A 15,026-nucleotide genomic window follows, 5' to 3' on the forward strand; every position below is an offset into this window, starting at 1 on the left:
ATGGCACTTGATACTGTTGGCAATACCCATGGCGTACAGGCAGCAGTGGCTGCCACCAATGGCTTGTATGAGATTAAGTCTCGCATGCACGCTGAACTGCTTGAGCAGCTGAATTTGGAGTTGATCGATCAGCTCGACGGCCGCCAAGTGAGAGAGCAAATCGGCAGTCTGGTGCGCGATATCTTGGATCATGAGCACATACCGCTCAACGCCGCCGAACGCACAACTTTGGTCGATGAAATGCTGGACGAGGTGTTGGGTCTAGGCCCCATCGAGCCGCTGCTCAAGGACCCCACGGTCTCGGATATTTTGGTGAACTCGCACATCAGCACCTATGTCGAGCGCCGCGGCGTGTTGGAAAAAAGCCATGTGCGTTTTCGTAATGATGCCCATCTCATGCGCATCATCGACAAAATCGCCGCCTCCGTCGGACGCCGCATTGATGAATCCTCGCCGATGGTCGATGCGCGCTTGGCCGATGGCTCGCGTGTCAATGCCATCATACCGCCCTTGGCCGTTGATGGCCCCGTACTGTCCATCCGTAAATTCAGCGTCGATCCTTATACCCTGCGCGATCTGGTGGCGTTTCGTTCACTTACACCCGGAATGTCCACCTTTTTGCAGGGCGCTGTTAAAGCCCGCCTCAATATCATCATCAGCGGCGGCACGGGCAGCGGTAAAACCACCTTGCTCAATGCCATGTCCGCCTCCATCCCCAGCGCCGAACGGGTCATCAGTATTGAAGATTCCGCCGAACTGCAGCTGCAGCAGCCGCATGTCGTGCGCCTGGAAACCCGCCCACCCAACCTTGAGGGTAAAGGCGAGATCACCCAGCGCGATTTGGTGCGAAACTCGCTGCGCATGCGCCCCGACCGCATCATCGTCGGTGAGGTGCGAGGGTCTGAGGCGCTAGACATGCTGCAAGCGATGAACACGGGCCATGAGGGTTCATTGAGCACCATTCACGCCAACACCCCGCGCGATGCGCTCACCCGTATGGAGCATATGGTGGGGATGGCTGGGGTTTCCATTCCACAACCCGTGGTGCGCCAGCAAATTGCCGCTGCGATCCATCTCATGGTCAATATCGAACGGATGATCGATGGTCGTCGCGTGGTCACCAGCATCCAGGAAATCACCGGTACCGAAGATGAGGTGGTGACCATGCAAGAGATCTTCCATTTTCTGCGCGAGGGAGTGGATCCCAAAGGCCAGGTGCTGGGCCACTTCCAGGCCACCGGCATCCGCCCCAGCATCCTTAAGCGTTTCCAAGAGCGTGGCGTTGATTTGGACGAAGCCTTGTTCGACCCCGACTGTACGTACGAGTAAGCCGACATGGGCATACAACTGAGTATGATCGCCATCTCGTTGCTGATTTTCCTCGCCGTCGTGGCGTTGGTGGAAGGTCTGGATATGGCTTGGCGCGCCAATAAAGAGGCTGGGCGTACGCGCATTCGCCGACGCCTGAGGGACCTATCGGCTGGCGGCGGCCATGGCCAACAAAAACTGTTACGCCTGCAGGAACGCCAGCTCAGTGACGACCCCTGGCTGAATCAAATGCTGGTGCGCCTGCCGCGCGTGGCTACACTAGATCGCTTGTTGCAGCAGGCTGGTAGCAGCAGCACTGTAGCGCAGCTTTTGGGCCTACAGCTGCTCATCATCGTCTCGCTGCTGTTGGTGGCGTTATTGGTGCTGCAGCTCAGTCTTCCGGTGGCTTTGGTGATCTCACTGGCCATTGGGTTCGCCCTGCCGATACTGCTGCTCATGCAACGCCGGCAAAGCCGGCATCAACGCTTTGTCAAACTGCTGCCCGATACCATGGACTTTATCGCCCGCGGGATTCGTGCGGGCAATCCGTTCACCGCCACTTTGCAAGCCGCATCCAAGGAGATGGCCTATCCCGTTAATGATGAGCTGTCCATCACCTTCGATGAAATCAACTATGGTCTCGAGTTAGAAGACGCGCTGCGCAACCTTCAAACCCGCGTAGGCGGTAGCGATATCGCCTATTTCGTCACCGCTGTCCTGATCCAAAAGCGCACCGGTGGCAATCTAGCCGATGTGCTCACGCAAATCGCCATGATGCTGCGCGAGCGCGCGCAAACCGCCGGGGAGGTGCGCATCCAAGCTGCTGAGATGCAGGTCTCGGCCTACGTGCTGATTGGCCTGCCCATCATCGTCGCCTTGTTTCTTGCCGCCTTTCGTGGGGAGTACCTGGCGATCTTATGGGAGCACCCGATGGGGCAGTGGATTGTTGCCGCGCAGCTCAGCTTTATGCTCGTCGGTTACCTCGTCATCCGTCGCATGGTGCGCTTTCAAATCTAACCCAAGGATGAAACTTCAACATGCCAACACAAACGATGTTTTTGCATTGGGGCGCTTTGGCGGCGGTCTTTATCGCCGCCAGCTTGCTGGTGTTCGCCGTATTGTCGTTGGTGCTGGCGCGCGGTGGTGCCACCCAACGACGCCTGCAATCCCTACAAATGGGGTACGACCCCAAGGCGACGGCGCCGCCTATCCGCAAAGATACGCCGCAGATCCTCGGCAGCTTTTTGGTACGTTGGGTGGAGCCGGCGGGAAAAATCCTCCTGCCGCGCGAAGACTGGCAGAAATCCCGCCTACAGACGCGCCTCGTGCAAGCCGGCTATCGCGGCTATCGTGGGCTTAAGGTCTTTCTCGGCAGCAAGATTCTGCTGGCCATCAGCTTACCCTTGGTTGGCTTCTTGCTCGGAATGGCGACATCGCCGCGTCTGGTTTATGACTGGCAATTTCTCACACTGCTGATGCTCTTGGCGGTGGTGGGGTTTTATGCGCCCGACCTGGTGTTGCGGCAAAAAATCACCACACGCCGCCGCGAGCTGGAAAACAGCTTCCCCGATGCCATGGACATGCTCGTGGTCTGTGTTGAGGCTGGCCTCGGTCTGGATTCGGCTATCGAGCGGGTAGGGGGCGAGATGATGTTCAGTCATCCCCAGCTAGCCGCTGAATTTCGCCTCATGGCTTTGGAGCTGCGCGCCGGAAAAACCCGCGAAGAGGCACTGCGCTCACTGGCGCAGCGCTGTGGTATTCCGCAGATTAAGTCACTCACTGGCATCCTCATTCAAGCTGAGCGTTACGGCACCAGCATCGGCGATGCCCTGCGAGAGTTCGCCCGAGGCATGCGCATCGAACGCATCCAACGCGCCCGAGAACGTGCTGCCAAGCTGCCGGTGAAAATGGTTTTTCCCATTTTGCTGCTGATCTTCCCGGCGCTGTTTTTGGTGTTGCTGGGGCCGGCTGTGATCCAGATTTTTACGGTTTTATTTGCTTAAGAATGTTTCGCATTGAGCCCGACCTTGAAGGACACCTTGTCATGTTGCCAGCCATAGAACACACCTGCGTATCGGTACCAAAACGTCCTGGGGCTGCGGTAGGGCGAGCGTTTACGGCGATGCCCCGCAATGGACGGCGCAGCCTACGGCTGCTGGGTTTTTTGCTGTGCATCGTCTTGGTGGGTGCTTGCAGCAGTAACCCGCAACGTCCCGGTGAGCCAGCGCTGAGTTCCACCGAACTGAGCGAATTTCTCACGCTGGCGCGCGAGGCACAGGTCGAGGGCGACAGCGCCCGCGCCCTGTTTTACTACCAGGAGATTCTGACGCAGCGCCCACGCCATGCCGAAGCGCTGAGCGAGTCGGGTCTGTTGCTGCTGCAAATGGGTGATTTAATGCAGGCTCGGCCGCTACTGCAGCAGGCGCAAGCGCAGCGTCCCAACGACGCGCGCCTGCGTGAGGCATTGGCGGTGACCGACTTTCGCCTCGGTGAGCATGAACAAACCCGCATCGTCTTCGAACAGCTCATCGCCAATCGCGAGGCAGGCTGGCAAAGCCACAATGCGCTGGGCGTGATGGCTGATTTAGAGGGTGATTACCAGGCAGCGCGCGGGCACTACCAACAGGCCTTAGCCCTGCGACCCAATAACCCGGTGGTACTGAACAATTTGGGCTATTCGCGGCTCATGGCCAGGGATTTCAGCGCCGCGGAACGCCATTTTCGCGAGGGCCTGCGGCAAAGCCCCAACCACAGTCGCATGCGCATCAATTGGGGTCTGACCCTAGCTTGGCAGGGGCGTTATGCCGATGCCATGAATGCGATGCAGCCGCCGCTCGATGCGTCAGCTGCAGCCAATAACGTCGGCTATATCGCGTTGCTCAAAAATGAGCGCGGTATCGCTATGCGCTACTTTGAACAAGCCGCCGCGCAATCGCCGCGATTCTACCCCCGCGCCGAACAAAACCGACTGCGCGCATTGAACATTTCGGGGGGAGATGGATCATAATAAGTATGCGCCCCGAAATATTCGATTTTGCGGGGAAACATGGGTTTGCGTGATTAAGGAGTGGGTGATGCGCATTGAAGTTGAAAACATAAAGTGCGGTGGTTGCGCGGCGAGTATCCGCAAGGGCCTGCTGAGCGTGCCTGGCGTCAGCGACGTTGAAGTCAATGTTGATGAAGGCTGGGTTGAGCTGACTGGTGCCGAGACCGTGCGCCCAGATGCGGTAGCCAAGCTGCTGTCCATGGGCTATCCCGAAACCGGTTCCGTGCACGGCCTCAAAGCCGCTGGCAGCAAAGCCAAATCCTTTGTCAGTTGTGCCATTGGCCGCATGCAACAAGATTAATATCCGTCGCTGGCTTGTGGCGCTGGTGTTGGCTTGGACGCTGGCACCGGCAGCCTGGGCCGGCGATTTGCTGGATCCACCGCCGCAAAGCGAGCTCACTTGGGGTGATCGCCAGCTGCAGTTGGAACTCGCCTTAACGCCGGAATGGCATGCACGCGGCTTGATGTACCGCAATACTCTGGCTGAGCATCAGGGTATGTTGTTCATCTGGCCCGATGCGCAGCGAGTTGCCATGTGGATGAAAAACACCCCGATTCCTTTGTCGGTCGCCTTTATCGATGCCGAGTTTCGGGTCGTCAATATCGCTGATATGCAGCCGCAGTCCTTGCGATCGCATGTTTCGCGAGGCCCTGTGCGTTTTGCCCTGGAAATGAATCAAGGTTGGTTTACTGCCCAAGGCATCCAAGCCGGTGATACCTGGCCTGAGCTGGCGGAGCTGATCAAGGCCTTAGATCTAACGGGGATGGACGTAGGTCAGCGGCCGTGAGCGCGGGCGCATTGACCCGCTGGCAAGAGGTCTGGGAGCAGCTCAGCGACATTGAGCAGCGGCAAGCCCTAGCCGCCATCGTCAAGCGCATGCGCGACCCCAAAGCCCGACTTGAACGTCTCAAACAGACGGTCTTGCGCTCTTTAGCACGGCATCAGCGCAGCCGTATTGAGCGAGTCATGCGCCTTAAAGACGAACCGCTCATCGCCCAAATGCAGCCGTTGGTCAATGTTTTGTTTGGCCCGCGCGAGTGGACTCTTCTTTATCTCGGCTATTTTGCGGATCACAAGGCCGATCTCATGTGCCGTTTTATGTCGCTTTCCGGCGTGCCGCATGATGAGCATGGCTACGTGCTGGGCGGTGACGATCTTATTAAGCCGCCCGATGACCTTGAGGCGACTGTGAGCATCATGCTCAAAGAGTATGGTGGCCGCGAGGTGGGGCTGTACTTCTTTGTTTTGCGCATGATGGATCCCGAGATTTGGACGTTTCTCGATCCGGTTATGCCGCGTATTGAAGCGGCTTTTTGGCCGGCGCAGCAAGCCTTTGCGGAACTCGACCCAAGCCCAGTTCAGGATTCTTTAGCCTCCGCCTCCCAGTCTATGCGGCCAGCGGGTTCATTATCGGGTCAGTCTTCTGGGTCTGCTGGCGGTGTGGATCCGCCCCCGCCGTGGCGTGAAGCCTTTGACAAGGGCAAGGAGGCCGCATTAAGCGGCGCCGATCTACCGGCCAGCAAAGACCTCGCGGTCTTGTGCGGCTATCTGTGTGTGCTGGCGCGGCGCCCGGATCTGTCGGTCCTTAAGCAATCATTGGCCAATCACGCGAAAGCCTGGCGCAAGCTCATGATCACCGCCGGTGAGTCCGCCCCCGAGCTGTTGATTGACGTCTTGCCGGCGTTATTCGCGCTTGGCGAGAGTGAATCGGCCCTGACGCTGTTGCGCTGCCAAAAACGCCATGTCTCTGCGGATTATTTCCAACGGGGTACGACCCTAGCGCAACAGGTGGCAGCAAATGACGAGCAAGATGCGGCGATACAGCTGCTTAAGTTGCTTTTAGAGGCCTTGATTCATACGCCGATGCAGCGCAGCGCTCGTGAGCACCAGCGCGCCGAACTCGAGCTAGCTTTGGGGCGACTATGGCATCGCCAGGGCCTATTCGAGGCCGCCGCTGAGCAATTCGCCCCTTGGCTCGAAGATCCGCGTATCTGCGATGCCGCTTTGCTCACCGATATGGGCCTACTTAAAGCGGGCCTCACCGATCTCACCAGCCTAAAGTTGGCGCAGGAACACCTGCCGCTGCAAACCCTGCGCCAACGCCTAGAGCAGGGCCGCCCCTACTTTGAGGACGCCGTCGAGCGCTTCAACGACAGCGCCGCCCAAGCCCACTACACCCTCGGCCTCATGGCCCTGCTCGACTGGTTCGAGCAGCCCACCAGCGAAGCCCTGCGCAGCTCCGCCCTCGCAAACTTATCCACAGGGGTACGACCCCAGAGTGGGGTCAGACCCCATTTGTGGGGTTTGGTGGGGTCGTACCCCTTTTATGCTTTATTGCTTGAGATGGCGCGGCTCGATCTTCCGACTGCAGAGAGGGCTATGGCGTTTTGGCGAGAGCAGCAGCGTCCGCTTGCGCCGGTGCCTGGAGCTGCGCTGGAACGCCTGTTGGAGCAAGCCGAGCTGCTGCAACCCGCCTGGGTGGTCGAGATCGGCGAGACCTTGATGGCTTGGGATGCTGATTTAGCATCGCGGGTGTTGGTGAAACCGCTCTGGTGGTCCAGTAGCCCGATCTTGTTTGAAGCCCTATGTCAGCTGTGCCGCCACAGCGATGATCAGCCGCAAGAGCGGCAGTGGCATCAGTGGCAGATGTTGGTCGGCGCAGCGCTGCGGCGTGATGCCCTAGACATCGCCCAAGAAGCGCTGGACGCCATGGAACAGCTGGCGGTGCAAAAGCGCTTCTGCGAGCCCATGCTCCACTTCATCGCGGATCTCGATCAGGTCTATCCCGCCTGGTCAGAGACCGATGTGTTGCGCGCGCGCTTTCGTTTACTGCGGCGTCTTGGGCGGGATGCCGATGCCTATGCCCAGCTGCGCGAGTTGTTCTTCGCTATGCGTGATCATCGTCCCCAAGAGGCGGCGCAGGTGCTCGAGCTCTTCGCTGAATGCCGTGCCCCGGGCGCCTATACCATGGATTTGCATCTGCCCAATTGGGAGCGGGAAGAACATTTAGCGCCGGACATCGACGCACGATTGGAGGCGGGTGAGTGTGTCAACGTGCTGTTTGTCGGCGGCAACGAAATCCAGGCGCGTTACATCGAGGATATCAAGGCTCAGCTGCACGAGCGTTGGCCGGGCATCAGCGTCGAGTTCCGCCTCACCGGTTGGTCATCGAACTGGGGTAGGGAAGTGGATGGGCTCAAGCGTCTAGCCGAAAACGCCGATGTTGTGGTGCTCATGACCATGATGCGCACGACCCTTGGCCGCGCCCTGCGCGAAGCCCTCAACGATCCGCCACGTCCCTGGGTCCCCTGCACCGGCACAGGCAAAAAAGCCATGCTCACCAGCATCCACCACGCCGCCCGCCTCGCCAAAAAGGGGACAGTCCCCATTTAAAAAAAGGGGACAGACCCCTTTTTTAAACGCGTTGTTCGGGCGGGATATAGTGCTGGCCGGTGTGCCCGGTGTATATCTGGCGAGGGCGCGAGATTTTATTGCCGCCGGTCTGATTCTGCTCCCACCAATGCGCAATCCAGCCCGGCAGTCGCCCGATCGCGAAAATCACGGTGAACATGTTGGTTGGAATACCCAAAGCGCGCAGGATAATGCCGCTGTAAAAGTCCACATTGGGATAGAGCTTGCGATCCACAAAGTAGGGGTCAGACAAAGCAATTTCCTCAAGCTTGCGCGCGATGTTCAACAAAGGATCATTGACATTCAGCTGAGGTAATAACTCCTCAGCGATCTTCTGTAGCATCTGCGCCCGCGGATCGAAGTTCTTGTAAACCCGGTGTCCAAAGCCCATCAACCGCACTTTGCTGTCCTTATCTTTGGCCAGCTCTAAATACTCTTCCGGCGTGATGTTGCCCTCATGGATTTGCTCCAGCATATTCAGCACTTCCACGTTGGCCCCGCCATGCAACGGCCCCCACAAGGCACACACGCCCGAAGCGCACGAAGCAAACAAATTCGCGCCACTCGAGCCGACAATGCGTACCGTCGAAGTCGAGCAGTTTTGCTCGTGATCAGCATGCAGAATCAAGATCAGATTCAGGGCCTTACGGATCACATCCGCACAAATGTACTGCTCATAAGGCTGAGAGAACATCATGTGCATGAAGTTAGGCACATAGCGCAGGGCAGGGTCGGGGTACATATACGGCAGTCCCCGAGATTGACGGAATGCATACGCCGCAATGGTACGGATCTTACTCATCAGGTTGGCAGCGGCCTGGCGGAACTGCGCTTCATCATCCAGCTCATGCAGCTCGGGATGAAAGCATGACAAGGCGTTAATCATGGCCGAAAGAATGGCCATCGGCGGTGCCGAGCGCGGGAAGCCCTCAAAGTGGTACTTCATCACCTCATCAATATTGGCAAAGCGCGTCATGTCCTTAGAAAACGCGTTGTACTCATCATCCGATGGCAAGTGACCGAAGATCAGCAAATAAGCCACTTCGATGAAGCTCGGTCCCTCAGCAAACTCCTCAATCGGAATCCCGCGGTAGTGCAGAATGCCCTTATCCCCATCGATGAACGTAATGGCACTTTCACAGCTTCCGGTATTGCCATAACCATGATCCAGCGTGATGTGCCCAGTCTCCGCTCGCAGACCTGAAATATCGATGGCCCGTTCGCCCTCGCTTCCCTCAATAACCGGCAGCGAATACTCCTGACCCTCAATGCTTAGCGTCGCAGGCTCGCAAGCAATGGGATAACGCGAATCAGTAGCCATGAATTAGAATCTCCAGTAAAAGAAAAAATGGGGTACGACCCCCGAGGGGTCGTACCCCTTCAAAGTCATGTTTTAAGTCCGCCAGGAGTCATAAGTCAATGACCGAAGTATTGTTTGTGTGTATGGGCAACATTTGCCGCTCGCCAACGGCGCAAGCCGTATTTGAGCACGTTCTGATGCGCGAAGGGCTCGCTGACCGAATTCGCGTTGACTCGGCCGGGACGCATGCCTACCACATCGGTAATCCACCCGATAAGCGTGCTACCGAAGCAGCCCTTAGGCGCGGCATCGATCTCTCCGTGCAGCGCGCCCGCCGTGTAACCACCGAAGATTTTGATAACTTTGATTACGTCCTGGTCATGGATCAGCAGAATCTGCGTGACTTGCCTACGCCTGGCGCCAATGCGCGCGCTAAGGTGCAACTCTTCATGGATTTCGCGCCTCACTGGCCCGAACGCGAAGTGCCCGACCCCTACTACGGCGGCGCTCAAGGCTTCGAGCGCGTCCTGGACATGATCGAGGACGCCTCCAAAGGCCTGTTGCAGCACATCAAGTAGGGATGCATCCCCAACAAATGGGGTACGACCCCAATTAGCCTCGCTAATTGGGGTCGTACCCCTGTGGATAAGTGGGGTCGTACCCCGTTATTCGGCGTCGGGCTTTTTGCGCGGTGCCCGCTTGCGGGGTGACGCTGCCTTGGGCTTGGCGGCACTGGCGCGTTTGCGTGCAGGCGCTTTTTCGCCAGCCGAGGCTTTATCAGACACTTTAGCCGCTGTAGGTGCTTTGGCCGCTGGCTCAGCTTTCGTTTCAGCAGGTGCTTTGGCCGCTGGCTCAGCTTTCGTTTCAGCAGGCGCTTTGGCCGCTGGTTCCTCCTTGGACTTAGCAGATGCCTTGGCTACGGGCTCACCTTTGGGCTCGGCTGTCATCGGAGCTGCCGGAGACGCAGACGCGGAAGCCGAGGCTGCAGCAGGCGCTGGAGTTGAAACTGAGGGTGCAACAGGCGCAGGTGCAGCAGTTGCAACAGGCGCAGGGGCAGCAGGAGCGGGGGCAGCAGGCGCAGGTGCCGACGCGGACGATTCGGCAGGAGTACTCCCACCAGCACTACCACCAGCACTTTCGGCATTGTCCTGCCGAAGCTCCGAGGAACCTTCGGCACCTTCGGGACGCCGACGCCGACGCCCACCGCGCCGACCACGACTGCGGCCACTGCGCTGACCCTCGCCTTCAGGCTTATCCTTATCGCGACCTTCGCGCCGTTCATTATTTGAATCGGAACGATCGGCGGTGCCAGTGGATCCGGCTTCGACAGCCTTTACTGCACCTACACCCGCATCCCCCGTTTGGGAGGCGCTGGTTTGAGTTGGGGAAGTCGCGTCGCCGCCCGAAGCGGCATCACCAGAGCCCACGGCATCAGAAGCAGCGCTAGTCTCGGAAGCTTCGCCGGCTGGACGCTCGCGCGACCCACCGCGGTTATCACCACGGCCACGACCACCGCTGCTGCTGCGCCGATTGCGACCACCGCGCCGCCCACGCCCACTGCGTTGGCCATCGCGCTCTGAGTCACGAGCCTTACGCTCACCCGAGCTAGATCCAGCGGACCCAGAACCTCCAGAAGAACCCGCAGATGATTCAGAAGAAGAGGCGTCCTCAGGAATCCGCCGCGATGCCGCCCGAGGCCCTTCATTACGCTCACTCCCAGAAGAGAACAAGCTTCCCCAGATACGGTTAAACAAACCTGGTAAGCTCGGCGTTGCCGTCATCTTGCGGGGCTGTGGCTCATTCGCGGACGCGGAAGCAGACCCCGAACTCGAACCCGCAGCAGAATCCGAAACAGGAGCAGGACTCGGAGGCGCAATCCGCTGCACCGCAGCTTTCTCACTGCGCCCGCCCCGCGCCTGATTCACCAACTCAGGCTCATCCTCGTGCAACAACTGATAGCTGCTGCGTCCACCAATTTCCTCAAAAATCTCATCGCGCCGCAAACGTTTCACCGTGAAATGCGGCGTCTGTAATTGAGGCGAAGGCACCAGCGTGATGCCAACCCGATGACGTTCTTCAATCGTAAAAATCACATCGCGCTTTTCATTCAGCAAAAACGTCGCCACATCCACCGGCAAATGCGCCAGCACGCGGCTGGTCTTATCCTTCATCGCCTCTTCTTCGAGTAAGCGCAGCACGGACAGAGCCAAGCTCTCAACGCCACGAATATGCCCATGGCCGTTACAGCGCGGACAAATCATCTGACTTGACTCGCCCAGCGAAGGACGCAAGCGCTGCCGCGACATTTCCAGCAAGCCAAAGCGCGAAATCCGGCCCACCTGCACCCGCGCCCGATCCATCTCCAAAGCCACGCGCAGACGGTTCTCAACCTCGCGCTGGTTGCGATTCGGCGCCATATCGATAAAGTCGATGACAATCAGGCCGCCCAAATCCCGCAGCCGCAGCTGTCGGGCAATCTCATCCGCTGCCTCTAAATTGGTGTTCAGCGCAGTTTCTTCGATATCACTGCCCTTGGTCGCGCGCGCCGAGTTCACATCAATCGAGATCAACGCCTCGGTATGATCAATGACGATCGCGCCACCAGACGGCAGGCTCACCTGACGCTCAAACGCTGCCTCAATCTGACTTTCAATCTGATAACGGTTAAACAGCGGCACATGATCTTCATACAACTTGATGCGCGATAAATTATTCGGCATCACCTGCCGCGCAAAATCACCGGCCTGCTCAAACACCTTAGGATCATCGATGATCACCTCGGCAATATCACTGCGCATGTGATCGCGCAGGGTGCGAATGATGATATTGCTCTCCTGATAAATCAGGAACGGCGCCTTTTTCTCTTTCGCCGCCCCATCAATCGCTGTCCATAGCGTTTTCAAATACTCGAGGTCCCACTGCAGCTCTTCGACCGTGCGACCCACGCCAGCCGTGCGTGCAATCAGCCCCATACCTTGAGGCACTTCCAGTTGCGCCAAAGCCTCGCGAATCTCGCTGCGCTCATCGCCCTCAATACGCCGCGATACGCCGCCGGCGCGCGGATTATTGGGCATCAACACTAAGTAACGGCCCGCCAGGCTAACAAAAGTGGTTAATGCCGCGCCCTTGCTGCCACGCTCTTCTTTCTCGACCTGGACAATAATCTCCATGCCTTCTTTGAGCGCATTTTTGGGGCTGGCTTCCTCATCACCAGAGAGGCCGAGGGCGGCGCGCGAGACTTCTTTCAGCGGCAAAAAGCCATGACGCTCAGCGCCATAATTGACAAAGGCAGCCTCTAAACTAGGCTCTATGCGGGTGACAACGCCTTTATAAACGTTGGCCTTTTTCTGTGCCCGGGCGGGCAGTTCGATATCCAGGTCGAAAAGTTTTTGGCCATCGACCATGGCCACGCGCAGCTCTTCGGGCTGCGTCGCATTGATTAAAATACGTTTCATTCAAGGGTTCTCGGTTATGAGCCCCGAACGAATCGCCGGCATCGGCCAGTAAGCTGGGCACGGCAAGGCCTGAACGCTGGGCGCTGTGAAGCGGCACCAGAGCGCACAGACAGCCGAGCACGAAGCTCATCGGCTGCGAGAGCAGATTCGGTAGGGCAGGGTGATGCGGTGAATCGCAAAAATGCATGTGATAAAGCAATCCAGGTTTCGCTTGGCGATACGCCGGTGTGCCCAATGAAACCCGCAAACGGGCGCATTCGACATCGGTGTTCTTGGGATCGGTGGTGGGGTCAAAAAGCCTCAGCCAAAAGCAGCTCGAAGCTTTTGCCACGACACGCGACGGCACATCATAACAATCTTGCAAAAATCCATCAAACAGATTGAATGAACTGGTAATATTGCGTCTATGCCCGAGACCGCAAAAACACCGCACAGCCGCGTGGTGCAGCTGGAAATTACCGCCGATGCCGACGGTCAGCGACTCGATAATTTCCTCATGCGGCACTTAAAAGGCGTGCCTAAAAGCCGCATCTACCGCTTGCTGCGCAAAGGCGAAGTGCGTGTCAATAAGGGCCGCAGCAAGCCCGATTACCGCCTTGGCCTCGGCGATATCGTGCGCATCCCGCCAGTGACCCAGACCGAGGCCAAGCTGGATCAATTGCCGCTGCCGGCCTCACTGGCTGAATTACTTGAAGCCTCCATCCTCTTAGAGGACGCCGATCTGCTGATCCTTAACAAACCGGCCGGCTTGCCGGTGCATGGTGGCACAGGGGTGGCTTTGGGCGTCATCGAAGCCATGCGCCGCCTAAGACCCAATACGCCGTATCTCGAACTCGGCCATCGCCTCGATCGCGACACCAGCGGCGTCTTATTGTTGGCCAAAAGCCGGGCGGCCCTGATGGGTTTTCATGGCGCTTTGCGCCAAGGTAAAGTCGATAAGATCTACCAAGCCCTGGTTTGCGGTCGTTGGAAGGGTGGGCCACAAAAAGTGCGCGCTGCATTAGTGCGCGGCGATGGTCAACGCCCGGGTGGCAAGATGCGTGTTGATGAAGACGGAAAAGCCGCGGACTCCGAATTTACGCCGCGGCAACGCTTTGACCGCTTTACTTTGATGCAGGTGAATATCGGTACTGGCCGTACCCATCAAATCCGCGTCCACGCCGCGCATCTGGGCTATCCGCTGGCTGGTGATCGCCACTATGGTGATGCCGAAGTCAATCGCCGCCTAAAAACCCAAGGACTCAAGCGGGTCTTCTTACACGCCGAGCAATTGCGTTTTCAGATGGCCGACAGCGGCCGCAAGATAGCCGTCGATGCGCCACTGCCCGAAGATCTCAGCGATTTCCTCAAACGACTTTAGACAATACCTCTGCGACTGAGACGAACGCCCATACGCGAAGCGCTCAACGCAACCCGCTGAACTCCTGGGATTGAAATAAGCGCAACAAGACCACGCCCAATCCTTCGGTCAGCCGCGTAAAGAAGTCTTGGCGCTGCGTGAAGTTGACGATGCGCTCGGCGCCAATGATCTCGCGGGCCACATGACTGCTGCTGCCGAGCCCGTCGATCAGGCCCAAATCCAGACTCTGTTCACCGGTCCAGACCAGCCCTGAGAACAGCTCCGGCCCGTTGGTCACCAAACGCTCTCCACGCGAAGTCACCACCGTATCGATAAACTGCTGATGCACCGCATCCAGCAAATTTTGCATGTGGTCTCGGTCGGTATCCGCGAGGGGCAAAAATGGATCCAAAATCGCCTTGTTCTCACCAGCGGTGAATAAGCGCCGCTCAATCCCCAAACGTTCCATGGCATCGACAAAGCCAAAGCTATCCAGACGCACGCCAATTGAGCCCACAATGCTGGCCTTGTCGGCGAAAATCTCATCCGCTGCCACCGCCACGTAATATCCTCCTGAGGCGCCAATATCGGCAATCACCGCATACAGAGGGGTATCGGGATGTTCAGCCTTAAGCCGCGCCACCGCGTCATTGATATAGCCCGCCTGCACCGGACTGCCTCCCGGGCTGTTGATGCGGATAATGACGCCCTGGGTATTGGGGTGTTTAAACGCCGCGCGCAGACCACCCACGACCCGATCGGCATTGGCCGCCGCGCCCTCGCTGATTACGCCCTGAATATCGACCAAGGCCGTATGCGGACCGCGATCGGTACTGCGTCCGGGTAAGCTGTCGCTGGCTATGACCAATATTAAGAACAAATAACCAAGCCCTAGAAACTTAAAAAAGATGCCCCAACGTCGCGCCACCCGACGCTCTTTCACCCCCTCCAGAGCAATATCGCGCAGCGCCTTGCGCTCCCAATTCGCGTCCTCCTCGCGCGGGGTCTGCGGATTCTCGGTCCAAGGGTCTTTGTTCTCGCTCATGAGGGAATTACCTGTTTTAGGGGACGACTCAGGTCAGGTTTTCGCCAGTTTTTGATTGTGCAAATAGGCGCGAGCATCAATTATTCCAGAAAGATACGCCCGGCGCCTGCATCCGTGCACG

At 58.0% G+C, this 15,026-nt stretch carries 12 protein-coding genes; 9 read left to right on the plus strand and 3 right to left on the minus strand.

The features are described 5' to 3' along the window. From CKX93_RS09015 to CKX93_RS09045, 7 genes are all read left to right on the plus strand, one after another. A complete protein-coding gene (locus CKX93_RS09015) occupies positions 1-1,329 on the plus strand; it encodes a TadA family conjugal transfer-associated ATPase (protein ID WP_076754003.1) in 1,329 nt (442 codons plus the stop codon). 6 nt (positions 1,330-1,335) lie between these two features. Continuing rightward, on the plus strand, positions 1,336-2,325 hold the full coding sequence (locus CKX93_RS09020) for a type II secretion system F family protein (protein ID WP_084178559.1): 990 nt from the start codon (positions 1,336-1,338) through the stop codon (positions 2,323-2,325). 20 nt (positions 2,326-2,345) lie between these two features. Then, on the plus strand, positions 2,346-3,311 hold the full coding sequence (locus CKX93_RS09025; protein WP_084178560.1) for a type II secretion system F family protein: 966 nt from the start codon (positions 2,346-2,348) through the stop codon (positions 3,309-3,311). 41 nt (positions 3,312-3,352) lie between these two features. Beyond that, positions 3,353-4,315 (plus strand): tetratricopeptide repeat protein, encoded by a 963-nt coding sequence (locus tag CKX93_RS09030; RefSeq protein WP_159435503.1) that lies wholly within the window; start codon positions 3,353-3,355, stop codon positions 4,313-4,315. Positions 4,316-4,382: 67 nt separating this feature from the next. Next, positions 4,383-4,655, plus strand: coding sequence for a heavy-metal-associated domain-containing protein (locus tag CKX93_RS09035; protein ID WP_076754012.1), 273 nt, complete (start codon positions 4,383-4,385; stop codon positions 4,653-4,655). Next, the gene (locus tag CKX93_RS09040) at positions 4,627-5,142 is read left to right on the plus strand and encodes a DUF192 domain-containing protein (protein ID WP_234982787.1); all 516 of its coding nucleotides are present in this window, start codon (positions 4,627-4,629) and stop codon (positions 5,140-5,142) included. Before CKX93_RS09035 ends, CKX93_RS09040 begins: the two co-directional genes overlap by 29 nt. Continuing rightward, positions 5,139-7,748, plus strand: coding sequence for a hypothetical protein (locus CKX93_RS09045; RefSeq protein WP_076754016.1), 2,610 nt, complete (start codon positions 5,139-5,141; stop codon positions 7,746-7,748). Before CKX93_RS09040 ends, CKX93_RS09045 begins: the two co-directional genes overlap by 4 nt. Before the next feature lie 22 nt (positions 7,749-7,770). On the opposite strand, the gene CKX93_RS09050 is transcribed toward CKX93_RS09045, so the two are convergent. Further along, positions 7,771-9,087: a citrate synthase gene (locus CKX93_RS09050; protein ID WP_076754018.1), complete on the minus strand. Its 1,317-nt coding sequence runs from the start codon at positions 9,085-9,087 to the stop codon at positions 7,771-7,773. A gap of 98 nt (positions 9,088-9,185) precedes the next feature. On the opposite strand from CKX93_RS09050, the gene CKX93_RS09055 reads away from it, so the two are divergent. After that, the gene (locus CKX93_RS09055) at positions 9,186-9,644 is read left to right on the plus strand and encodes a low molecular weight protein-tyrosine-phosphatase (RefSeq protein WP_076754019.1); all 459 of its coding nucleotides are present in this window, start codon (positions 9,186-9,188) and stop codon (positions 9,642-9,644) included. An 87-nt stretch (positions 9,645-9,731) separates the two neighbouring features. Here CKX93_RS09055 and CKX93_RS09060 read toward each other — a convergent pair whose 3' ends face one another. Then, positions 9,732-12,521 carry an Rne/Rng family ribonuclease gene (locus tag CKX93_RS09060; RefSeq protein ID WP_076754021.1) on the minus strand — a complete coding sequence of 930 codons (2,790 nt, stop codon included), beginning with the start codon at positions 12,519-12,521 and terminating at the stop codon, positions 9,732-9,734. A gap of 406 nt (positions 12,522-12,927) precedes the next feature. On the opposite strand from CKX93_RS09060, the gene CKX93_RS09065 reads away from it, so the two are divergent. Beyond that, positions 12,928-13,881, plus strand: a complete 954-nt coding sequence (locus tag CKX93_RS09065; RefSeq protein WP_076754022.1) for an RluA family pseudouridine synthase — start codon at positions 12,928-12,930, stop codon at positions 13,879-13,881. 43 nt (positions 13,882-13,924) lie between these two features. Here the strand turns inward: CKX93_RS09065 and CKX93_RS09070 are convergent, their stop codons facing one another. Continuing rightward, positions 13,925-14,905 (minus strand): S49 family peptidase, encoded by a 981-nt coding sequence (locus tag CKX93_RS09070; protein WP_076754024.1) that lies wholly within the window; start codon positions 14,903-14,905, stop codon positions 13,925-13,927. Between the last annotated feature and the right edge of the window lie 121 nt (positions 14,906-15,026).

Origin of the sequence: Ectothiorhodosinus mongolicus (assembly GCF_022406875.1) — a bacterium.
GTDB classification, from domain to species: Bacteria; Pseudomonadota; Gammaproteobacteria; order Ectothiorhodospirales; family Ectothiorhodospiraceae; genus Ectothiorhodospira; species Ectothiorhodospira mongolica.

Coding starts and splice junctions, on each gene's coding strand:
- CKX93_RS09015 (WP_076754003.1), top strand. CDS start 1: ATGGCACTTGATACTGTTGGCAATACCCATGGCGTACAGGCAGCAGTG.
- CKX93_RS09020 (WP_084178559.1), top strand. CDS start 1,336: ATGGGCATACAACTGAGTATGATCGCCATCTCGTTGCTGATTTTCCTC.
- CKX93_RS09025 (WP_084178560.1), top strand. CDS start 2,346: ATGCCAACACAAACGATGTTTTTGCATTGGGGCGCTTTGGCGGCGGTC.
- CKX93_RS09030 (WP_159435503.1), top strand. CDS start 3,353: ATGTTGCCAGCCATAGAACACACCTGCGTATCGGTACCAAAACGTCCT.
- CKX93_RS09035 (WP_076754012.1), top strand. CDS start 4,383: ATGCGCATTGAAGTTGAAAACATAAAGTGCGGTGGTTGCGCGGCGAGT.
- CKX93_RS09050 (WP_076754018.1), bottom strand. CDS start 9,087: ATGGCTACTGATTCGCGTTATCCCATTGCTTGCGAGCCTGCGACGCTA.
- CKX93_RS09055 (WP_076754019.1), top strand. CDS start 9,186: ATGACCGAAGTATTGTTTGTGTGTATGGGCAACATTTGCCGCTCGCCA.
- CKX93_RS09060 (WP_076754021.1), bottom strand. CDS start 12,521: ATGAAACGTATTTTAATCAATGCGACGCAGCCCGAAGAGCTGCGCGTG.
- CKX93_RS09065 (WP_076754022.1), top strand. CDS start 12,928: ATGCCCGAGACCGCAAAAACACCGCACAGCCGCGTGGTGCAGCTGGAA.
- CKX93_RS09070 (WP_076754024.1), bottom strand. CDS start 14,905: ATGAGCGAGAACAAAGACCCTTGGACCGAGAATCCGCAGACCCCGCGC.